The 20,049-nt window shown below is 55.8% G+C and carries 20 protein-coding genes and 2 tRNA genes; 18 read left to right on the forward strand and 4 right to left on the reverse strand.

Features of this window, described 5'->3' with window-relative positions; genetic code table 11:
• Positions 1 to 7 precede the first annotated feature (7 nt).
• A complete protein-coding gene (locus J3350_RS02920; protein WP_207685609.1) occupies positions 8 to 2,383 on the forward strand; it encodes a YfhO family protein in 2,376 nt (791 codons plus the stop codon).
• Between the two features lie 18 nt (positions 2,384 to 2,401).
• Entirely contained in the window at positions 2,402 to 3,538 is a 1,137-nt protein-coding gene (locus J3350_RS02925) for an aldo/keto reductase (protein ID WP_207685610.1), read from the forward strand.
• Positions 3,539 to 3,604: 66 nt separating this feature from the next.
• On the opposite strand, the gene J3350_RS02930 is transcribed toward J3350_RS02925, so the two are convergent.
• Both J3350_RS02930 and J3350_RS02935 read right to left on the reverse strand, forming a co-directional pair.
• Positions 3,605 to 6,349 (reverse strand): Helicase associated domain protein, encoded by a 2,745-nt coding sequence (locus J3350_RS02930; RefSeq protein WP_207685611.1) that lies wholly within the window; start codon positions 6,347 to 6,349, stop codon positions 3,605 to 3,607.
• Between the two features lie 342 nt (positions 6,350 to 6,691).
• Positions 6,692 to 6,762: transfer RNA gene (locus tag J3350_RS02935), tRNA-Gln, on the reverse strand.
• Between the two features lie 111 nt (positions 6,763 to 6,873).
• Between J3350_RS02935 and J3350_RS02940 the strand changes: the two genes are divergently transcribed.
• Entirely contained in the window at positions 6,874 to 7,047 is a 174-nt protein-coding gene (locus J3350_RS02940; protein ID WP_055189802.1) for a hypothetical protein, read from the forward strand.
• Positions 7,048 to 7,103: 56 nt separating this feature from the next.
• Here J3350_RS02940 and J3350_RS02945 read toward each other — a convergent pair whose 3' ends face one another.
• The gene (locus tag J3350_RS02945) at positions 7,104 to 7,298 is read right to left on the reverse strand and encodes a DUF3873 family protein (protein WP_097792867.1); all 195 of its coding nucleotides are present in this window, start codon (positions 7,296 to 7,298) and stop codon (positions 7,104 to 7,106) included.
• A 248-nt stretch (positions 7,299 to 7,546) separates the two neighbouring features.
• Between J3350_RS02945 and pepT the strand changes: the two genes are divergently transcribed.
• On the forward strand, positions 7,547 to 8,764 hold the full coding sequence (gene pepT / locus J3350_RS02950) for a peptidase T (RefSeq protein ID WP_207685612.1): 1,218 nt from the start codon (positions 7,547 to 7,549) through the stop codon (positions 8,762 to 8,764).
• Positions 8,765 to 8,820: 56 nt separating this feature from the next.
• On the opposite strand, the gene J3350_RS02955 is transcribed toward pepT, so the two are convergent.
• Complete coding sequence (locus J3350_RS02955; protein ID WP_207685613.1) at positions 8,821 to 10,197, reverse strand: TrkH family potassium uptake protein; 1,377 nt, start codon at positions 10,195 to 10,197, stop codon at positions 8,821 to 8,823.
• Positions 10,198 to 10,704: 507 nt separating this feature from the next.
• Here J3350_RS02955 and J3350_RS02960 point away from each other — a divergent pair.
• The 14 genes from J3350_RS02960 (at position 10,705) to J3350_RS03025 (ending at position 19,991) form a co-directional block, all read left to right on the forward strand.
• Positions 10,705 to 10,778 (forward strand) — tRNA-Arg (locus tag J3350_RS02960).
• 653 nt (positions 10,779 to 11,431) lie between these two features.
• Positions 11,432 to 11,686, forward strand: coding sequence for a hypothetical protein (locus J3350_RS02965; protein ID WP_005924919.1), 255 nt, complete (start codon positions 11,432 to 11,434; stop codon positions 11,684 to 11,686).
• Positions 11,649 to 12,554 carry a DUF6017 domain-containing protein gene (locus J3350_RS02970; protein WP_207685614.1) on the forward strand — a complete coding sequence of 302 codons (906 nt, stop codon included), beginning with the start codon at positions 11,649 to 11,651 and terminating at the stop codon, positions 12,552 to 12,554. Before J3350_RS02965 ends, J3350_RS02970 begins: the two co-directional genes overlap by 38 nt.
• The gene (locus tag J3350_RS02975; protein ID WP_207685615.1) at positions 12,535 to 13,386 is read left to right on the forward strand and encodes a ParA family protein; all 852 of its coding nucleotides are present in this window, start codon (positions 12,535 to 12,537) and stop codon (positions 13,384 to 13,386) included. The genes J3350_RS02970 and J3350_RS02975 overlap by 20 nt, the downstream gene beginning before the upstream one ends.
• Positions 13,343 to 14,272, forward strand: a complete 930-nt coding sequence (locus J3350_RS02980) for a ParB/RepB/Spo0J family partition protein (RefSeq protein WP_207685616.1) — start codon at positions 13,343 to 13,345, stop codon at positions 14,270 to 14,272. The genes J3350_RS02975 and J3350_RS02980 overlap by 44 nt, the downstream gene beginning before the upstream one ends.
• 66 nt (positions 14,273 to 14,338) lie before the next feature.
• Positions 14,339 to 14,809 carry a hypothetical protein gene (locus J3350_RS02985; protein WP_207685617.1) on the forward strand — a complete coding sequence of 157 codons (471 nt, stop codon included), beginning with the start codon at positions 14,339 to 14,341 and terminating at the stop codon, positions 14,807 to 14,809.
• Positions 14,810 to 15,100: 291 nt separating this feature from the next.
• On the forward strand, positions 15,101 to 15,301 hold the full coding sequence (locus J3350_RS02990) for a hypothetical protein (RefSeq protein WP_207685659.1): 201 nt from the start codon (positions 15,101 to 15,103) through the stop codon (positions 15,299 to 15,301).
• A complete protein-coding gene (locus tag J3350_RS02995) occupies positions 15,225 to 15,671 on the forward strand; it encodes a DUF3846 domain-containing protein (protein WP_207685618.1) in 447 nt (148 codons plus the stop codon). The genes J3350_RS02990 and J3350_RS02995 overlap by 77 nt, the downstream gene beginning before the upstream one ends.
• A 29-nt stretch (positions 15,672 to 15,700) precedes the next feature.
• Positions 15,701 to 16,159: a PcfB family protein gene (locus tag J3350_RS03000; RefSeq protein ID WP_015536851.1), complete on the forward strand. Its 459-nt coding sequence runs from the start codon at positions 15,701 to 15,703 to the stop codon at positions 16,157 to 16,159.
• A complete protein-coding gene (locus tag J3350_RS03005) occupies positions 16,156 to 17,937 on the forward strand; it encodes a VirD4-like conjugal transfer protein, CD1115 family (RefSeq protein ID WP_207685619.1) in 1,782 nt (593 codons plus the stop codon). Before J3350_RS03000 ends, J3350_RS03005 begins: the two co-directional genes overlap by 4 nt.
• A 137-nt stretch (positions 17,938 to 18,074) precedes the next feature.
• The gene (locus tag J3350_RS03010; RefSeq protein ID WP_112121893.1) at positions 18,075 to 18,233 is read left to right on the forward strand and encodes a Maff2 family mobile element protein; all 159 of its coding nucleotides are present in this window, start codon (positions 18,075 to 18,077) and stop codon (positions 18,231 to 18,233) included.
• Positions 18,234 to 18,388: 155 nt separating this feature from the next.
• Positions 18,389 to 18,661, forward strand: coding sequence for a helix-turn-helix transcriptional regulator (locus J3350_RS03015; protein ID WP_002593556.1), 273 nt, complete (start codon positions 18,389 to 18,391; stop codon positions 18,659 to 18,661).
• The gene (locus tag J3350_RS03020) at positions 18,621 to 18,998 is read left to right on the forward strand and encodes a TnpV protein (RefSeq protein WP_055079944.1); all 378 of its coding nucleotides are present in this window, start codon (positions 18,621 to 18,623) and stop codon (positions 18,996 to 18,998) included. Before J3350_RS03015 ends, J3350_RS03020 begins: the two co-directional genes overlap by 41 nt.
• 30 nt (positions 18,999 to 19,028) lie before the next feature.
• On the forward strand, positions 19,029 to 19,991 hold the full coding sequence (locus J3350_RS03025; RefSeq protein WP_055079943.1) for a DUF3658 domain-containing protein: 963 nt from the start codon (positions 19,029 to 19,031) through the stop codon (positions 19,989 to 19,991).
• Positions 19,992 to 20,049 lie beyond the last annotated feature (58 nt).

Genomic DNA, 20,049 nt, shown 5'->3' on the forward strand with positions numbered 1-20,049 from the left:
CTCTGCCATGACTTCATCTCACAGCCCCCGGCTTCTGGGGCAAAAACAGAACAAATTCCTGCTCACGGTCTGCCTGTGTGCGCTGACGGCGGCGCTGATCTTCCTGCCGTTCTACCTTCTGGACAGCGGCTTTTTCCACTACGCCGGTGATTTCAACAGCCAGCAGATCAGTTTTTACCGCTACATGAACGGCTTCCTCAAGGGGCTGGGCTACCCGGACGGCGCAGGCAGTGTCCACAACACCTTCTCCTGGGCCACCGACCTTGGCAGCGGGGCGCTGAACGCCTATTCCTTCTACCTGTACGGCTCGCCGTTCTTCTGGTTCTCGCTGCTCTTCCCCCAGCGGTGGCTCCCCTATCTCATGGTCCCGCTGCTGGTGCTCAAGTTCGCCGTGGCGGGCGGCGGCGCATACCTGTATCTGCGCCGCTACGTGAAAGACCAAAACTATGCCGTGCTGGGCGCAGTGCTCTATGCCTTTTCCGGCTGGGGGCTCTACAACATCTTCTTCAACCACTTCATTGATGTGCTGGCCCTCTTCCCGTGGATGCTCTGGGCGCTGGACGAGGCCGTCTACCATGGGCGGCACGGGCTGTTCGCGTTCTGGGTCGGCGTCAACCTGCTGAACAACTACTTCTTCTTTGTGGGGCAGGTGCTCTTCCTGCTCCTCTACTTCATCTGTAAAGTCAGCGCGGGGGATTTCAAGCTCACGCCCCGGCTGTTCGTCCATCTGGCCTTTGAAAGCCTCCTCGGTGTGGGGCTGGGGGCCGTCATCCTCTGGCCCGCCGTCCTCTCGCTGCTGCAAAACCCCCGCACCATCGACCTGTCCTCCGGCTGGGGCTTTCTGACCTACGCAAAGCCCCAGCAGTACCTTGCCATCCTGCTGAGCTGGATCCTGCCGCCCGACTCGCCCTATATGACCTCCATCTGGTCTGAGGGCGTCATCAAGTGGACGAGCATGACCGCCTATCTGCCCCTGTGCAGTCTGGCCGGTGCTCTGGCTTACTGGCGCGCCCGGCAGGGCGACAGCAAAAAGCGGATCGTTGCCACCTGCGCTGTCTTTGCGCTGGTGCCTGTGCTGAACAGCGCCTTCTATGCCCTCAATTCCAGCTACTACGCCCGGTGGTTCTATATGCCGGTGCTCATCCTGGCCGCCATGACCATCAACGCACTGGAAGACCCCGCCGTCGAGCTGGACCGCCCGGCCCGGAACATCAGCGGACTCGTCATTGCCACGCTGGCCTTTGCGCTGGTGCCGGTGCAGGATGCCAGCACCAAGGAATGGTCGCTGGGCGTCCTGCAAAATCCCGGCCAGTACGCTGCCGTGTTCGGCTTTGCCCTCATCGGGCTGCAGGTCTACCGCTGGGTCGCGCAGCGGTGGCGGGCCGATAAGCGCCTGCCCCAGCGGATGCTGGCGGCAGTGCTGGCGTTCAGCTGCCTGTTCGGCATCACCCACATCGGCATCGGCAAGTTCGGCCAGTGGAACACCGACAGCGACCTGGTGGAAGAGTACACCAGCGCCCTGGCCCTGAAGGAAGACCTGCCGGAGGGCGACTGGCGCATCGACACTTACAAGACCCACGACAACCTCGGCCTCTGGCTGGACAAGAGCTGCCTGCAATACTTCGGCAGCACCGCCGCCCCCAGCATCCTCAGCTTTTACCCGGCGCTGGGCGTCAAGCGGGACGTCCGCAGCCAGCCGGAGCTTTCCAACTATGCGCTGCGTGGCCTGCTGAGCGTGAAGTACCTCATCACCAAGCCCGACCGGCAGGCCGACTTCCTCGAAGAGGCCGATGAGGGCTGGGCCTATTACGACACGCTGGATGGCTACACCCTCTATGAGAACACCAACTACGTCCCCATGGGCTTCACCTACGACTACTACCTCACCGAGGACGATTACGAGTCCACCGTGACGGTCACCCGCTCCAATCTGCTGATGCGGGCGCTGGTGCTCTCCGATGCGGATGCCGCCGCATACGGCCAGTATTTGCAGCCGCTGCCCGCTGCTGAGCTGAACGACCTGACCTACGACCGCTACGTGCAGGATTGCGCCGACCGCCGGGCCTCGGCCTGTTCGGTGTTCCAGATGACCAATTCCGGCTTTCACGCTGAGATCACGCTGGACGCCCCGAACCTCGTCTTCTTCTCGGTGCCTTACGACGACGGCTTCACGGCCACGGTCAACGGCAAAGAGACCGACATCCTGCGGGTGGACGAGGGCCTGATGGCGGTGCTCTGCCCCGCCGGGGAAAGCACCCTTGATTTTGTCTACCAGCCGGACGGCATCCGGCTGGGCAAGCCTGTCACGCTGCTTTCGCTCGTAGTCTTCGTATCCTACACCCGGTATTTTGCCTGGAGCGATCGGAAAAAGCGGAAGCACTGAAGAAAAGGAGAGCGTTCTATGGAACAGCGTCATTGGAAAAAATCCGGCATCACCACCTCCCTGCTGGGCTACGGCTGCATGCGCCTGCCCACCCTGCCGGACGGCCGCATCGACGAAGTGCGGGCCGAAGCCCTGCTGAACACCGCGCGGGACGCGGGCGTCAACTACTTTGACACCGCCTACCCCTACCACGGCGGCGAGAGCGAGCCGTTCGTGGGGCGGGTCATCGCAAAATGGCCCCGCGAGAGCTTTTATCTGGCCACCAAACTGCCCCTGTGGCTGTGCGATTCGCTGGAAAAAGCCCAGCAGATCTACCGCAGTCAGTTCGAGCGGCTGGGTGTGGACACCATTGATTTCTACCTGCTCCACTCCCTGCACCGGGCACGGTACGACAAGGCCAAGGCGCTGGGCATCGTGGACTGGCTCTGGGAGGAGAAGAAGGCCGGGCGCATCCGGAACTTCGGCTTCTCCTGCCACGACAACGCGGACGGGCTGGAACACATCCTGCGGGACCAGCCCTGGGATTTCTGCCAGCTGCAATACAACTACCTTGACACCGACGACCGCGCCGAGGAGATCGCGGGTGACCGCGGCTATGCGCTGACCGAGGAGCTGGGCATCCCGCTCATCATCATGGAGCCCATCAAGGGCGGCACACTGGCCAACCTTCCGCCGGACGCTGCGGCGCCGCTGACCGCCCTCGACCCCGCCGCCAGTGCGGCTTCCTGGGCGCTGCGCTGGGTGGGCAGCCACAAAAACGTCCACCTGATCCTCTCCGGCATGAGCGCCGAGGAGCAGCTGGCCGACAACCTTTCCACCTTTGCGCCCTTCCGCCCCCTGAACGCAGCGGAAGATGCCGCTGTGGCCGAGACGGCCCGCATCCTGCACAGCCGCATCAAGATCGGCTGCACGGGCTGCCGGTACTGTATGCCCTGCCCCATGGGCGTGGACATCCCGGACAACTTCAGCATCTGGAACCGGCTGGGGATGTTCGGCCAGCCGGACGCCGTCCGGCACCAGTGGACCGCCCAATTCTCGGATGCCGAAAAGGCCAGCCACTGCGTCCGCTGCGGCAAGTGCGAGGCCGTCTGCCCCCAGCACCTGCCCATCCGCACTGCGCTGGCCCAGCTGCAAACGGAACTGGATGCACTCTGATCTTCCCGCAAGCAAAAAAATACCGTGTCCCCGGCGTGGGGACACGGTATTTTTTGCTTTGATGGTTTACCACTTCATGCCGATGGCATCCAGACGGCGGATGCGGTCCTCGGTCAGCTTCGGGTCATTTTCCGCGCGAGCCGTGCGCATCCGGCGGACCCAGTCGCCCAGACCAAAGCCATCTTCGCTGCGGTAGGTGGCCGACGGCAGCAGGTCGCCGTTGGCCTTGGCATAGGCCGCTGCGTGTTCATAGGCCAGGTCCCACTTGGCTATGCGGGCGTCCCACTCCATGCCGATGCCGTCCAGCCGTTTCACATGCTCCGGCGTTACCTGGAAGGAGTCGGGCCTGGTCTTGCGGGCAGCGCGGAGGTTCGACATCCAGACGCCCAGCCGGAACCCACCGGCCGTGACGTAATTGGAGGGCACCAGCAGGTTGCCGTGCTCCTCGGCGTACCGGGCGGCTTCCTCAAAGTTGTGCTCCCAGTTCTTCTCCCGCAGGCTCTCCTTGCCGGAGGGTGCCGCACTCTGCTTGTGGGGCTTTTCGTCCTTGAGCAGCTCGTCCAGCTCGCGGCGGTGCACCTCACCCAGGCGCGGGTCGCCGGTGCGGCGGTACTGACGCTGACGGTAGAGCCAGCTGCCCAGCCAGATGCCGTTCTCGGTCTTATAATTCAGCGGAATCTCCAAATCTCCGTGCTCTGCCCGATACTTCTGGGCCAGCTCGAAGCGCTCCCGCCAGGGGTCGTATTTGTCCCAGACCATCCCGATCTCGTCCAGCTGGGCCTTGCGTTCCGGCGTGACGCGGGCGCTGGAATTGTCCGGGTTCTGCCAGGCGTAGCGCTGGCGGGCGATCCATTTGCCCAGCAGGATGCCGTCCGGTGTGACATAATTGGAGGGCACTTCCAGATCCCCGAACTGCTCGGCGTACCGCTTAGCGGCCTCGAAGTTCTCCTGCCACTTGCGGACATTTCGGTTGACCCAGTTGATGCCGATGGCTTCCAGCCGCTCGACCTGCTCCAGGGTCAGCTCGCCGTTCTTATAGGCGCTGCGCTGGCTGCTGAGCCAGACGCCCAGCGCGAAGCCATCCGGCGTAACGTACTTGATGGGCGCTTCGAGATCTTTGTGTTCGAGATAATAGCGGGCGGCTGCGGCGTAGCTCTGCTCCCACAGGTCGGTGGAAGCGTTCCACACCATGCCGATGCCCTCCAGCCGCTCGATGCGGGCGCGGCTCAGGTTGCCGCTGACGTAGCGCTGGCGGTTATAGACGATCCACTCACCCAGGGCAAAGCCGCTGCGGTCGCGGTAGCGCACCGGCACCAGCAGGTCGCCGTGGTCGTCGCGGTACTTCTGCGCCGAGGCAAAGGCCTTTTCCCAGGCCAGCTCCGAGCGCTGCTTCCAGCCGATGTTCAGCTTGTCCAGCCGGGCGATGCGGTCTGCATCCAGACGGCCCGGCTTCTGCCCGGCCCGGACCTGGCGCTGCGTTTCCAGCCAGCGGCCCAGAGGCAGGCCGTCCTCGGTCAGATAGTTATAGGGCAGTTGTAAATCGCCCTGCTTTGCGGCCACAGCCGCCGCCGCTGCATAAAAAGCCTCCCACCGGGCTTCCAGTTCCTTTTTCAGGCGGCAGTACAGGTGATAGCTCTGGCGCATGGGCTTCTGCTGCTGGAAGCCGGGGTGTTCGCTGCCTGCGCGGAGCATAGCGGTGGTGCATTCCTTTTGCAGCACACGGCCATTGCCCAGACCGTCGAACCGGGCGGTCAGGTCGAACACCGGGATGGGCTTGCGGCCGCAGGCCACCAACGCCCGGCAGAGCATCTGGCGGAACCGGCCTGCCTCGCCGGTCTCGCGGACCAGAATGGCACCCGCCAGCCCCTCAATGGGCTGCTGGACGCCCGGCGAGTTGACGCAGAACAGCACCTTCGGCCCCGTTTCGGTAGAGGTGCAGAACCGTTTCACCGCCTCGGCGTCGCGCAGGCAATCACACTCGGCACGGTAGAAATGGGCATTCGAATCCACGGTGCGGAGGAACTCTTCCAGCTGCTCCTGCACCTCGTCGAGGTAGTCCTCCGACTCAAAGATGGCCAGATAGCGGCCCTGGGTGTCGGTCAGGACGCGGGGCATCAGGGCGATGGGGTTCTCGGCCTGCCGCACCGACCAGTTGATCTCATCGTATTGTGCGCTCAGCGCGTTGGTCTGCGCGGGCAGGTGCAGGTTCTTGATCCGGGCACGGAGCAGGTTCATCTGCCCTTCCTGCGGCCAGAGCATCGCGGCGTAGTTCGACGGCACCGGCAGGGTGCCCAGCGCCATTCCCTCGCCGACCGTCATCCGGGAGACGACCGTCCCCTCGAAGAGTTCCTCGGCTGCCTGGCATTTCTGGTCGGTGCTGTTGGGCACTGTCAGGCCCAGCAGCTTTGCCTCCGGGCACAGACGGAGCAGCCGCTGGGCCGATTTTGCCCAGCAGGCCGCCGTCACTTCATGGTAGCAGTCGAAGATCAGGTAATCCGGCTTGCGTGAGGCCAGCCGGACCCACTCCTCGGCCGACGCCTCGGCCAGCACACCGCAGTCGCAGAAGATGAGGTTCTCCGGCAGCACACCGTCGTTGTAGCGGCGGACATCCTCCCTGCGCAGGGTCAGACGCGCCGCACCGTACACCAGCCAGATGAACGACGCCTGCGGATGGTCCGCGATGAGCTGCCATGCAATGCAGCTCTTGCCCGTGCCGGTGGCATGTTCCACTGCTGCTTTTCCGTTTTGTTCCAACGCAGCGGCAACCTTTGCATACGCCTCCGCGTTGACCTTGTTCAAACTGATCGGCATCGTTTTTCTACCTCCAGGATCGATCTTCTTGCAAAGAATTTTTCTTATAAATCTATTATGGCAAAAAGCACTTTCTTGTCAAGCATTCCCGGCAAAAAAGAAGATTTCGGATAAAAAATGCGATATTTTTTCCATTATTTTTTGGTCATCCCAACCAACTTCCGGCATAGCTTCGGGCATCCTCAAAACGAAACACCGCACAAACACCGAGCGCAGCCCTCCCGCAATGTCCTGTTTTTCCGCAGCACAGCGCCTCTGTCTGCGAAATGTTCCGCCGCCCCGGAAGCAGCTGCAAACACAAAGACCGCCTGCCGAACGTTTCCTTCAGCAGACGGTCTTCAGTTGCGCCAGCGTGAGTCGAACACGCGGTGGGGGAGTCAAAGTCCCCTGCCTTACCGCTTGGCGATGGCGCATTGTCGTAAGTATAAGTATAGTAGAATGTTCCCCATTTGTCAAGCAAAAACATCGTTGACAAAACCGGCCCGGTCCCTTATGATAAAGGAAAAACGAAAGAGGGATGGTCTATGGGCCCCTGGTATTATGAGGTCGTCAGCTTTGACGGCGACTACGTCAACCTGCGCCGCACCGACATCGCCAGCGACGAGCTGAACCCCGTTGCGCTGGCGCTCCTGCCGCCGGAGATCGAGGTCGGCAGCAAGATCAAGTGCGAATACTTCCAGTACGAGATCATCGGCTGAACGCAGAAGAACGCCCGGAGTGCAGATCGTGCGCTCCGGGCGTCCGTTTTTGCTCTTCAGTTGCGGTAGCAGCGGTCCTGCCCGACGAGCCAGTCCTCACACAGGCGCTGGGCCTCCTCCACGCTGCGGCTGACACAGTGGAACAATGCACCGTGGAGCGAGCAGTAGGAGTAGCGGACTTTGGGCACCCCATTGGGATCTCGGAATTTTTCACAGCGTTCCTGTCCGGGCATCAGATAAAGTTGTTCCATAAAAGCCGCAGCTCTCCTTTGTTTGATTTTTGGTGTGCCGTGCACACACTGCGTCCTATTGTAGCACTTCCCGCCGCCGTGCGCTATTCGCTGTTTCCACAAAAAACAGGACGGAACTTCGGGGCTTCTTCCCTCTTGACAATTCCAGATCTTGTGATAAGAAGCAGGCTGCAGCTGCTTTCCCTCTTGTAAAATCCGGCCAAAACGGTTATGATAGAACCAAATAAAAAACAAAGGAGCATCAACCTATGCGTGCTTACGAGCGACTGTTAAAATATGCCCGCGTTTACACCACCTCTGACCCCAATTCCGGCACCCATCCCTCTGCCGAGCGGGAATTCGACCTGGCCCATATCCTTGTGGAGGATATGAAGGCCATCGGCATCGAGGACGCCTTTGTAGATGAGCACTGCTACGTCTACGGCACCCTCCCCGCCACCCCCGGCTGTGAGGACAAGCCTGCGCTGGGCCTCATCGCCCACATGGACACCGCACCGGACGCTTCCGGTGAGAACGTGAACCCCATCCTGCACGAGAACTACGATGGCCGCGACGTCACCCTGCCCGCCACCGGCATGGTCATGAAGGTCTCCACCTTCCCCTTCCTGAAAGACCTGAAGGGCGAGACCCTTATCACCACCGACGGCACCACGCTGCTGGGTGCCGACGACAAGGCCGGTGTGGCGGAGATCCTGACCGCCGCCGAGACCCTCATCGCCGAGGGCCGTCCCCACGGCAAGATCTGCATCGCCTTTACCCCCGATGAGGAGATCGGCGAGGGCGCTTCCCTGTTCGACATCCCCGGCTTTGGGGCCGACTTTGCCTATACCGTCGATGGCGGCGATGTGGGCGGCATCGAGTACGAGAACTTCAACGCCGCCAGCGCCACCGTCACGGTCCACGGCTTCTCGGTCCACCCCGGCTCCGCGAAGGACGCGATGATCAACGCCTCCAACGTGGCCATGGAGTTCCACCAGGCCCTGCCCGTCATGGCCCGCCCGGAGACCACCGAGGGCCGTCAGGGCTTCTACCACCTGTGCCAGATGTACGGCGATGTGACCGAGGCCAAGCTCGGCTACATCCTGCGTGACCACGACGCAGGCAAGCTCCAGTTCAAGAAGGACAACCTTCTGCACATTGCTGACTACCTGAACGGCAAGTACGGCGACGGCACCGTGGAAGTGGAGATCAAGGACAGCTACCGCAACATGATCGAGAAGATCAAGCCGCACTTCCACCTAGTCGAGAACGCCCGCAAGGCCATCGAAAAGGCCGGTCTGACCCCGGAGGAAGTCCCCGTCCGCGGCGGCACCGACGGTGCCGTCCTGAGCTGGAAGGGCCTCCCCTGCCCGAATCTGGGCACCGGCGGCTTCAACTTCCACGGCGTGTGCGAGTGCACCACCGTCGAGCGGATGGACAAGGCGGCCGAAGTCCTGCTGAATATCGTGGAGATCTACAGCAAGTAAATACAGAGGCAGCAAAAAAGGAAGAGCGGCGGTGTCGCTCTTCCTTTTTTTGTTTGTCAGCCCACGTTGATATGCCCCACCGGCAGGATCTTGCGCTTGTTGTCACCGGGCTTGACCGTCAGACTGATGGCCAGCGAGACCGGACCCACGCGGCCCATGAACATGACCAGCATGTACAGCAGCTTGGCCCCGACATTCAGCTGGCTGGTAACGCCCACCGACAAGCCCACCGTGCCAAATGCCGAGCAGGACTCAAAGATGGCGTCGATGACAGACACGGCATCCGAGGTGTTGTAGTAGACCACCACCGCCGAGCCCAGCGATGCCACGATGCCCAGCATGATGATGGTCAGTGCGCGGTAAACGGTCTTGGACTCGATGTGGTGCTCGGCGATCACACAGTCGTCGCGGCCCTCCGCCACGCTGCGGATGGTCAGGATCAGCACAGCAAAGGTCGTCACCTTGACGCCGCCGCCCGTCGAACCCGGTGCCGCACCGATGAACTGCAACACGCTCATCAGGAGCTTGGTGACCGGCCCGCAGGCCGCCAGGTCGATGGTGTTCATGCCCGCCGTACGGGTCGAAACCGACTGGAAGAGCGACGCCATCACCTTGCCCGGAACCGACAGCCCGCCCATGGTGGCCGGGTTCGACCACTCCATCAGACAAATGAGCGCCGCGCCGCCGACCCATAGAATGGCCGAGAACGCCAGCACAACCTTCGCGTGGAGGGACAGGCGGCGTTTTTTGCGAAATTCGCCCAGCTCCACCCAGACCATGAAGCCCAGACCGCCTGCCATGATGAGGAACATGACAACGGCCTGCACGTAATAGTTGTTGACATACGGCGCCAGCGACGAATACGGCCCGAACCGGCCAAACAGGTCAAAGCCTGCATTGCAGAACGCCGAGATGGCCGTGAAGATGCTGATCCAGACCCCTTCCAGCCCGAACTGCGGCACAAAGGCACACGCCAGCAGCACAATGCCAATGGCCTCGAACAGGAATGCCAGCCGGATGACGATCTTCAGCACCTCGGTCGCCTGCGAATAGCCGCTGGCCGAAACGCTCTCGCCCAGCAGCCGCAGGTCCCGGAAGCCCATCCGCCGCTTGGCCGCCAGTGCAAAAAAGCTGGTCAGCGTGACCAGGCCCAGGCCGCCGACCTGGATGAGCAGCAGGATCACCACCTGCCCGAACATCGTGAACTGCGTCCACGTATCCCGCACGACGAGGCCCGTCACGCAGGTCGCACTCGTTGCGGTGAACATCGCATCTACCACGCCCAGCCGCCCGCTGCGGCTGGCGATTGGTAACGTCAGCAGCAGCGTCCCCAGCGCGATCACTAGCACAAAGCTCCCGCAGATGATCTGTGTCGCGTTACTGCCCACCAGCCAACCTTTGGGGTGGTTCTTCTTTTTTCTGGTTTTTCCCATGAAGTGCTCCTTCTCCCGCACCGGCAGCCTCTGCGCTCCCGATGCAGCATCGTTCTTGCCTCCCCCGTTCCGGGGTCGGCATCTCCCTTATAGGATACACCTTTTTTCTTTTTCGTTCAACTTGATTTTCTCTCCAACTTGCGGTATTATAATGAGGTGTGGTTCTGTCTCTATACCTCAGCTGGATAGAGGGTTCGCCTCCTAAAAATCGAATCGTTCGAATCCTGGAGCCCTGCAAAATTGAATATTTTCTGTATAAGCCCCCGTAGCTCAGTTGGATAGAGCGGTCGCCTCCTAAGAATTCGGTCAACCTGATACCTTGGGTGCAGAAGTGATTGCTCTAATCAAAAGCGAGACTGGGGATCGAGATTTTCCCAACAAATCTTGATGCAACAACTTTACCATCGTCCCGGTTGCAATGCAGTCGGTCACTTCGGTGTAGAAATCATTCTGCATATTCGTTTCCAAGCGCGTTGAATTTCAAAAATCAACGATAATACATAATATGCCTCAGTAGCTTAGCTGGATAAAGCGCCTCCCTCCTAAGGAGGAGACCGCAGGTTCGAATCCTGTCTGGGGTATCCCTTTAAGAAAATGCGAAGGTCATTTTTCCATGTGAAAGACGATCTTCGCATTTTTCATTTTGAACCTATCACCAAAATTAGCCAGCTAATGCCATTAGCAGAATTTTCGGTTTCAGCTAATAAAATCAGGTTTCCAGCTAATGAAGCCCCATAAAGCACCTTTTGAACTCCGTTTTCCGGCTCTCTGCTAAAATTGGTAGCCGCTTTCCTGTAAATCCATGTAAATACAAGATAAACTGTGTAAATCTATTTTCCACATTCCAGCCCAAAACCGTGCAAAACACTTTTCTCCATACATAGCGCGTTCACTCGCTGTTCTCTCGGAACAGAAAGAGGAACGCGCTTTTTGTTTTCGGGCTGAACTTCCCGAATCCACCAAAGGAGGGTTTACCGATGAAAAAAGTTCTGACCGTCACGATGGACGGTATCCGCTACCATGCTTCCCGCCCGGCAGATTGCCGGCACTGCTTCTTCTGAAAGAATCGAAAGAAGGGCTGCGTTCTTGGCAAAGAGAACTGCTACTATCTGATTGAACCGCCCAAAGGCCCCAGCAAGTGCGAAGGGTGCCCCTACAAGCGGGCAAAGCCCTGTGTGCTGATCCCCTGCTACAAAGACCTGATGGCACCGCTGGAGAAACGAGGTGATGCCAAGTGAGCCACAAGCGAAACGAAGCTCTGCGCCATGTTCAGCACTCCATGCACCATGTGATCGCCGCTGGAGAAGGTTCTGACCGTGCCCCGGACAGCTGCAAGCTGTGCCCGTACTATCGGCCCGATTTCAAGTTCCGCACCTGCCTGTATGCCCACTGCCCTTATAAGAAGCAGGTCAATGTATTCCGTTCCACACCTGAAAAATGGGATATTCTCTATGCCCGAAAAAAAGCCGACAAGAACCGCAGACCTTGATTACTTCTATGGGCAGTCCAGCGAGCTGTTCTCCTTCTACCGGATTCCCAAGCTGTTGTTTCAGGATAGCCGCTTCCAACCGCTTTCCACAGATGCCAAAACGCTGTACGGTATCCTGCTCGACCGCATGAGCCTTTCAGCCCGGAACGGTTGGTTGGACAAGGCTGGGCGGGTGTTCATCATCTATACCGTGCAGGAAGTACAGGATTCACTGGGCTGTGCCGATAAAAAGGCGACCAAGCTGCTGCGAGAACTGGAAGAGTACGGCCTGATCGAACGCAAACGGAGGGGGCTGGGCAAACCCGATCTCATCTATGTGAAGAATTTTTCGTCAGAATCGTCAAAACTACGCTTTCTGAATCGTGATAATGACGATTCTGGAGTCGTCCAGAATACGCTTCAAGACCCGGCCAAACTACGATGTAATAAGACTGAGAGAAATAATACAGAGATAAGCGATACTGATCCTATCTCTTCCGATGAAAACGACTGGATGAGCGAACGTGAACAACTGGAGGAATATTTTTCTCAATCTTTGGAGGTAGACCTTCTGCTCCGGCTTTGCCCGGACGATGAGGATACCATCTATCAGATCATGGATTTGCTGGTAGACACCTGTGCCACCAAGCGCAAGACGCTGCGCATTGCCGGGGACGATAAACCCGCTGAGGTGGTACGCAGCCGCTTTATGAAGCTGAACGCCGACCACATCCGTTTTGTGCTGAAGTGCCTTGCAGAGAACAGCAGCCCAATCCGAAACATGAAACAATATCTGCTCGCTTCTCTGTATAACGCACCCACCACGATGCAGCTAGCCTATCAAAATCAAATGAACCATGACTTTGCGCATGATTCGCCGAGGGGGTGATTTTATCGCAAAGAAATGTACCACAATCGCTATCGTCAACCAGAAAGGCGGTACCGGCAAAACCACCACCTGTGAAAATCTGGGCATCGGGCTGGCGATGGAGGGCAAAAAAGTCCTGTTGGTGGACGCTGACCCACAGGGCAGCTTGACCATCAGCATGGGCTGGCAGCAGCCCGATGAACTGCCCACGACCCTTTCCACCTTGATGGCAAAAGCCATGAACGATCAGAGTATTCCGCCCGGTGAAGGCATCCTGCACCATGCAGAGGGCGTTGATCTGATTCCGGCAAACATCGAACTGGCAGGGCTGGAAGTTTCCCTTGTCAATTGCCTGAACCGGGAAAAGATGTTGAAACAGGTGCTGGAAGGAGCAAAGCATGAGTACGATTTCATTCTGCTGGATTGCACCCCTTCCCTTGGGATGCTGACCGTGAATGCGCTGGCAGCGGCGGACACCACCCTGATTCCGGTGCAGGCGCAGTACCTGTCCGCAAAGGGTCTGGAACAGCTTTTGCAGACTGTGCAGAAGGTCCGGCGGCAGATCAACCCGAAATTGAAAATCGAGGGCATCCTGCTGACCATGACCGATAGCCGCACCAACTACGGACAGCAAATCGACAACCTGATTCGAGGTGCCTACGGCAGCAAAATCAAAGTGTTCGACCAAACCATTCCCCGGTCTGTCCGCGCTGCGGAGATCAGTGCCGTGGGTAAGAGCATTTTCCAGCACGATCCAAAAGGCAAGGTGGCAGAAGCCTACCAATCTCTGACGAAGGAGGTGCTGGCTGATGCCGAAAAACAGCTTAAACGTGTCACTGAAAGGGGCAGATGACATTTTCTCCACGGAAGAATCCCGACAGGAACAACAACGGGAACAGGTTCAGCAGATTCCCATCGGAGAGCTGTTCCCTTTCAAGAATCATCCCTTTAAGGTTTTGGATGATGAGTCCATGCAGCGCACGGTGGAAAGTGTAGAACAGTACGGTGTACTATCTCCGCTGATCGCCCGCCCACGCCCGGAAGGTGGCTATGAGATCATCTCCGGGCACCGCCGTCAGCACGCTGCACAGCTTGCTGGGCTGGACACCCTGCCGGTTATTGTCCGTCAAATGGATGATGATGCCGCAGTTTTGCTCATGGTGGATAGCAATCTCCAACGTGAAAACATCTTGCCCAGTGAAAGAGCTTTCGCCTACAAAATGAAGCTGGAAGCAATAAAAAATCAAGGTGCTAGGTCAGATTTAACTTCTGGACAAATTGTCCAGAAGTCGAAGTTGTCCATTGAACGGGTTGCGGAAGATGCTGGCGAGGGATATAAAACCGTCCAGCGTTTTATCCGCCTGACCAACCTTATTCCCGAATTGCTGGACATGGTGGACGAAAAGAAAATCGCCTTCAATCCCGCTGTGGAATTGTCATATCTGGACGAAAGCCAACAGCGGGATTTTTTAGAAGCTATGAACGACACCCAGAATGCGCCGTCCCTTTCCCAAGCGCAGCGGCTCAAAAGGCTGGCGCAGGAAGGGCACTTCTCGTATGATGTTGCCTTTGCGGTCATGGGAGAAGAGAAAAAGGACGAGCTGGACAAGGTGGTCATCAAAAACGACACCCTGCGGAAGTATTTCCCGCGCAGCTTCACCCCGAAACAGATGGAGGACACTATCATCAAGCTGCTGGATCAGTGGCAACGCAAACAGCAGCGGCAGAATGAACGCTGATACACCTTTTGAACGTAAGACCCGACCGGGTCTTTCTTTTTTGCAAAAATTTGGAGGAAACCCACTATGAATACTACCATTGATCTCAAGACCGCAAAGACCATCGAAGCTATGAACCAGAAAATCAACCACATGGACAATGCTGTGACCGACTTCTTCAACAAGATGAGCGATGTGCTGGAGCGGCAGCTCGGCGATGATGAAGTTTACGCCGCCGTGATTGCCCCGGAGATCGAACTGACCATCACCCCGCTGGCGAACGTTCGCAGTTACCTGCCTTGCTTCGATGAAACTGATTCCTGCTACAGCATCAGCGAAGATGTGCCGCTGGCACTCTGCTACGATCCTCGTCAGGTCATTACGCTGGCTGGCAAGCGTTACCTGTCCGGCGCAGTCATCTTTGTACGCTACGACGCCGATGGCAACTTTGTTGCACTTACCACCGCCGACCTGTACCTGATTCAGTGTTATCTGGGCGAGAACAGCGTCCCTCTTATGGCTGGACGCGAGAAGATGGTCTGCATCTGCATTGACTGAGAGATGCAGCATGGATACTGAAATGACCTGCTATGAGAGTTTCGCAGAAGTCACGGAGGACTTTTACTGTTCCGCCGTTGATGTTTTGAAGATTCTAGTTCTCCGTCTGCACGACTACCATGCTCGTTGCTTCCATTCTCTGCGGGATGCTCTGTACAACTATTTTTCTACCGATGCCGCACCGCATACTCATACCAATGTTTTCACTAAGCATACCGTTGTCGCGTCTTGCGCTCCCCGTCCTCCCTGAGAGGATTCTTCTCACAGTTCAGTCAATGCAGGGGGTTCGCTATGAATTATATTTATTCGTTTATCATTTTTGAAGCCGGTGCCTTTTTCGGCTTCTTTGTGGCAGCTCTGTTGAACGCTGCCCGTGCTGGGCAGGAAATCACTATCAAATTCGAGGAGGAAGATAATGGAGCAGAACGAGAACACTCTGTCGGTTCTGAAAATCGCACCGGGACAGTATCCGCAGCAGGTCGAGATCGATAACGACCTGAAAGCCTTGCAGCAGGCGGTGGGCGGCTCCATCGGCGCAAGCTACCCTTTTGAAGATCCGGTCGCCATCATCTACAACGATGATGGCAAGCTCATGGGTCTGCCGCTGAACCGTGCCCTGTGGGACGAGGACGGGCTGATGTACGATGTTATTGCCGGAACCTTTCTGGTGGTGGGGCTGGGAGAGGAAGATTTTGTGTCGCTCTCTCCGGAGCTGGCTCAGAAGTATGAAGAAGAATTCCATCAACCCGAAGCTTTTCTCCCTCTGGGGCGTCGCCTGATGGTCATTCCGGTGCCGGATGAATCGGTTCAGAATGACGCAGAAAAGGCCGTAAACAAGCCCCCGGTGGAACATGACCGCTAAGACGATTTTCTGCACAGGAGGTGGTAACGATGCAGGAAGAAATCGAGCATAAGACGGTCAACCTTGCCATCTCGACCACAAAACTGTCCGCCCGCACCCTGCTGCGCGGAATGCAGTTTCTGTTGCGGCAGTACGACAAGCACGCTTCGCAGGGCAAGCAGTCCATGAAGCGGTTGGTACGGCAGAACCGTGGCGTGACCAATGTGGAGATTCAGAAAACCGGCATCAAGGATTTTGACCGCTATGCTAAGCGGTATCACATCGACTACTCCATCCAGAAAGACCTGTCCTGCACGCCGCCCCGGTATCTGGTCTACTTCAAGGCACAGGACACGGACGCTTTGAGCGCAGCATTCAAGGAATATTCGGCATCGGTGCTGGATAAAACCAAGCGTCCTTCCGTGCTGGCAAAGCTGCACGATCTGGCGCAGTCCGTTGCAAATCTGCCGGACAAAGTGCGGCACAAGCAGGAGGAGCGTGGCCTATGAGCAAAAAGAAGCTTTCCAAGCTGCTGGCGCTCTATCTGCCCTATGTGGTAATTGGCTTGCTGGCAACCAATCTGGGCGAGGCGTGGCGGCTGGCTGCGGGTAAGGAACTGGGCGATAAAATCGTATCGCTGATGGATACTCTCCCGGCTGCATTTTCCAATCCGCTGCCCAGTCTGCACCCATTTGACCTGTTCATTGGTCTGTGCTGCGGCACCGGAATGCGGCTGGCGGTCTACCTGAAAGGCAAAAACGCCAAGAAGTACCGTCACGGTATGGAGTACGGCTCTGCCCGGTGGGGCGGACCCAAAGATATCGAGCCGTTTATGGCTCCGAAGTTTGAGGACAATATCATCCTCACCAAAACAGAACGCCTGATGATGTCCAACCGCCCACCTGACCCCAAGAACGCCCGGAACAAAAATGTGCTGGTAGTCGGCGGCTCCGGCAGCGGTAAGACAAGGTTCTTTATCAAGCCGAATCTGCTGCAATGTGATTCCAAGAATTTTCCGGTATCATTCGTGGTTACAGATCCGAAAGGTAGTATCGGCGTGGAATGTGGAGAAGCCCTGTTAAAGCACGGCTACAATCTAAAATTCTTCAACACGATCAACTTTTCCAAGAGTATGCGCTATAACCCCATGGCGTACATCCACAGTGAAAAGGATGTTCTGAAACTTGTCACCGCGCTGATGACCAACACCAAGGGTGAGGGTCAGGGCGGCGACCCATTCTGGGACAAAGCGGAACGGCTTTTGCTCGTTTCGCTGATCGCTTACCTTCACTATGAAGCCCCGGTTGAGGAGCAAAACTTCGCAACATTGCTGGAAATGCTAAACACTATGCAGGTTTCGGAAGATGATGAAACCTATCAGAATCCAGTTGACCTACTGTTTGAGGATCTGGGCAAGAAGAAGCCAAAATCCTTTGCCGTGCGGCAGTACAAACTTTACAAGCTAGCTGCCGGCAAAACGGCTAAGTCGATTCTTATTTCCTGCGGTGCCCGGCTCGCACCCTTCGATATTCAGGAAGTCCGGGATGCCACCATGTACGATGAGCTGGAACTGGACAAGCTGGGTGACCGGAAAACGGCGCTGTTTCTCATCATGAGCGATACGGACAGTACCTTTAACTTCCTGATCTCCATGATCTACACCCAGCTTTTCAATCTGCTCTGTGATAAGGCAGATGACCAATACGGCGGCAAACTGCCAGTCCATGTGCGGTGCCTGATCGATGAGTGTGCCAACATCGGTCAGATTCCGCAGCTGGAAAAGCTGGTGGCTACCATCCGCAGCCGTGAGATCTCGGCGTGTCTGGTCTTGCAGACCCGCAGCCAGTTGAAAGCCATCTACAAGGACAATGCGGATACCATCGTGGGCAATATGGACAGCCAGATTTTCCTCGGCGGCAGTGAGCCTACCACCCTGAAAGATCTTGCCGAAGCACTCGGCAAGGAAACCATCGACAGCTACAACAATTCAGATACCCGTGGCAATAGCCCAAGCTATGGCACCAACTATCAAAAACTCGGCCACGAACTTATGAGCCGGGATGAACTGGCGGTGCTGGATGGCGGCAAGTGCATCCTGCAATTGCGGGGTGTGCGCCCGTTTATGAGCGACAAGTACGACCTGACCCAGCACCCGAACTACAAGTACACCTCCGACTATGACCCCAAGAACGCACTCGATATCGAGAAGTTCTTGAACCGAAAAGAAAAAATCCACCCAGACGATACCTTTGTCATGGTGGATGCTGATTCACTCCCGCCCGCCTGATAAGACGAGCGGTTATTTTTTACCCATTGACCCAACAGGTACACCGGAAAATCAGCCTTCGCCGTGGTTTTCGGCTTTTTGCAAACGGATTTCAGGTGTGTGCAGGGTCACTTTTTCAAAACAAAGGAGATTTTTCTATGGAATTCTTTAACAGCGCAGTGGACGTTCTGAAGACTCTGGTCGTGGCATTGGGTGCCGGTCTGGGCGTGTGGGGTGCCGTCAACCTGATGGAGGGTTACGGCGGCGATAACCCCTCCGCAAAAAGTCAGGGTATGAAGCAGTTCATGGCTAATTAAAGGGAACAAAAAGAAAGGAAAAGCACAATCCAGACGGTATCAGCGGCAGTCTACAAGAATAAATTGTGATTACACAAGATTGGTGCTATAATAAGAGAAAAGTTCCTGCCGGGGCAGCCGCCCCGGTGGTATGGATAGAAAGGCAGGAAAGCAATATGCACATCAGCTATAAACCACTCTGGCATACACTGTTAGAGCGTGATATGAGAAAAGAAGATTTAAGGCTTGCCGCCGGTATGACAACGAATATGATTGCCAACATGAGCAAAGAGGGAAAGCACATCAGCATGGACACATTAGCCCGTATCTGCGAAACGCTGAATTGTGAGATTACCGATGTTATTGAGTTAGTACCAGACGAGCCTGCTTCCACAGGGGGTAAGGAACATGAGCGAATTGAAACCAAGAATAACGGAAAACGGAATTGATTATATCCTTGTCGGAGATTACTACATCCCGGACTTGAAACTGCCGGAGGAACACCGCCCTATCGGAAAGTACGGACGGATGCACCGGGAATATTTAAGAGAAGTCCACCCAGTCAGATTGAATACATTGATACTGACCGGAGAATTGTGGACATATCTTGCAGACCTGAACGAACAGGCACAGGAACGGTTAGACACTATTATGGAGCAGATGAAAGCTACCGAGGGCGTGACAGAGGAATTAAAGCGTACCTGTCAAATAGAATGGGTACAACGATGTAATAACATCCATAACCGGGCAGAAGAAATTGTTTTGCATGAGATGATTTATTCATAAACAGGAGCAATTAAATCGGAGGTATATCAGATGGTTGAAATTGTATTTAGTGAGAGTGCCTGTGGAAGTTTGAAAATTGCCCAAACTTACGGCAGGGGAAAATATAGAGGAAGTGCAATTTCGGTATTTATAAGGCACGAAAACGGGAGTGTTCCATCTTCAAATGAAATGAAAGAAGCACAACTTCAAGCACAAGAACAAGAATGTATTGCTTGGGAAAATGCTATTCCATTGGGAGGCAAGAGCAGTGATGTTTATTGTTTTGATATGGCTCTTAGTGTGGGAGATATTTCTGATAATGAAATTGGCGAACAGAGGAAAAATGTTCTCAAGAAAATGCTGTCTGTCTGGTTTGTAGAGGATTTAGATTATCAGGTTGAAGAAAAAATACAGAAAATTAAAACTACATTGTCCTCAGTTATTGAACGATATGTAGCTGGGGAAGAAGTTCGCATTTGGTATAGCTATAATCCGGATGAACTTTGCGGTATGTACTGGCTTATGAAACAACTTCGACCATTAAACTGTCAGACAACAATTTATTTGGTTAAATTACCTACATGGGAATATGGAAAAGAAAATACTATGACATCTAAAATATCATGGGGTGAGGTGTCTCCTAGCGAATGGGGAAATTATATAACTCTACAAGAGAAAGCTGAGCCTGTATTTCTTTCAGCTTGCGCTATGAAATGGAATCAACTTCAAAATGAAAATGCACCTTTGCGTGCAATGTTAAATGGTAAATTGCAAAGCGTTTCAGAAGATATATATGATAGTTTCATTCTTCGTGAAATTGCGGAACAGCCAGAACAATTCAAAATGGCTATTGTCATAGGTAATGTTTTAGGAAAATATCAACTTGGAATTAGTGATGTATGGATTTCCAATCGCATTGATAAAATGCTTGAAGATGGTGTGTTGGAAATTATACAGGACGCACCAAAGGGAGAAACAAATTATCGCCGGATATTAAGAAAACGAATGAAATAATAACCACAGTAAGAACCGCTGCTACATGGAAGGCATCCCAACCATGCAACAGCGGTTT

The organism is Faecalibacterium sp. Marseille-Q3530 (assembly GCF_017377625.1).
Classification (GTDB): domain Bacteria; phylum Bacillota; class Clostridia; order Oscillospirales; family Ruminococcaceae; genus Faecalibacterium; species Faecalibacterium prausnitzii_E.

Coding starts and splice junctions, on each gene's coding strand:
- J3350_RS02920 (WP_207685609.1), top strand. CDS start 8: ATGACTTCATCTCACAGCCCCCGGCTTCTGGGGCAAAAACAGAACAAA.
- J3350_RS02925 (WP_207685610.1), top strand. CDS start 2,402: ATGGAACAGCGTCATTGGAAAAAATCCGGCATCACCACCTCCCTGCTG.
- J3350_RS02930 (WP_207685611.1), bottom strand. CDS start 6,349: ATGCCGATCAGTTTGAACAAGGTCAACGCGGAGGCGTATGCAAAGGTT.
- J3350_RS02940 (WP_055189802.1), top strand. CDS start 6,874: ATGGGCCCCTGGTATTATGAGGTCGTCAGCTTTGACGGCGACTACGTC.
- J3350_RS02945 (WP_097792867.1), bottom strand. CDS start 7,298: ATGGAACAACTTTATCTGATGCCCGGACAGGAACGCTGTGAAAAATTC.
- pepT (WP_207685612.1), top strand. CDS start 7,547: ATGCGTGCTTACGAGCGACTGTTAAAATATGCCCGCGTTTACACCACC.
- J3350_RS02955 (WP_207685613.1), bottom strand. CDS start 10,197: ATGGGAAAAACCAGAAAAAAGAAGAACCACCCCAAAGGTTGGCTGGTG.
- J3350_RS02970 (WP_207685614.1), top strand. CDS start 11,649: ATGCCCGAAAAAAAGCCGACAAGAACCGCAGACCTTGATTACTTCTAT.
- J3350_RS02975 (WP_207685615.1), top strand. CDS start 12,535: ATGATTCGCCGAGGGGGTGATTTTATCGCAAAGAAATGTACCACAATC.
- J3350_RS02980 (WP_207685616.1), top strand. CDS start 13,343: ATGCCGAAAAACAGCTTAAACGTGTCACTGAAAGGGGCAGATGACATT.
- J3350_RS02985 (WP_207685617.1), top strand. CDS start 14,339: ATGAATACTACCATTGATCTCAAGACCGCAAAGACCATCGAAGCTATG.
- J3350_RS02990 (WP_207685659.1), top strand. CDS start 15,101: ATGAATTATATTTATTCGTTTATCATTTTTGAAGCCGGTGCCTTTTTC.
- J3350_RS02995 (WP_207685618.1), top strand. CDS start 15,225: ATGGAGCAGAACGAGAACACTCTGTCGGTTCTGAAAATCGCACCGGGA.
- J3350_RS03000 (WP_015536851.1), top strand. CDS start 15,701: ATGCAGGAAGAAATCGAGCATAAGACGGTCAACCTTGCCATCTCGACC.
- J3350_RS03005 (WP_207685619.1), top strand. CDS start 16,156: ATGAGCAAAAAGAAGCTTTCCAAGCTGCTGGCGCTCTATCTGCCCTAT.
- J3350_RS03010 (WP_112121893.1), top strand. CDS start 18,075: ATGGAATTCTTTAACAGCGCAGTGGACGTTCTGAAGACTCTGGTCGTG.
- J3350_RS03015 (WP_002593556.1), top strand. CDS start 18,389: ATGCACATCAGCTATAAACCACTCTGGCATACACTGTTAGAGCGTGAT.
- J3350_RS03020 (WP_055079944.1), top strand. CDS start 18,621: ATGAGCGAATTGAAACCAAGAATAACGGAAAACGGAATTGATTATATC.
- J3350_RS03025 (WP_055079943.1), top strand. CDS start 19,029: ATGGTTGAAATTGTATTTAGTGAGAGTGCCTGTGGAAGTTTGAAAATT.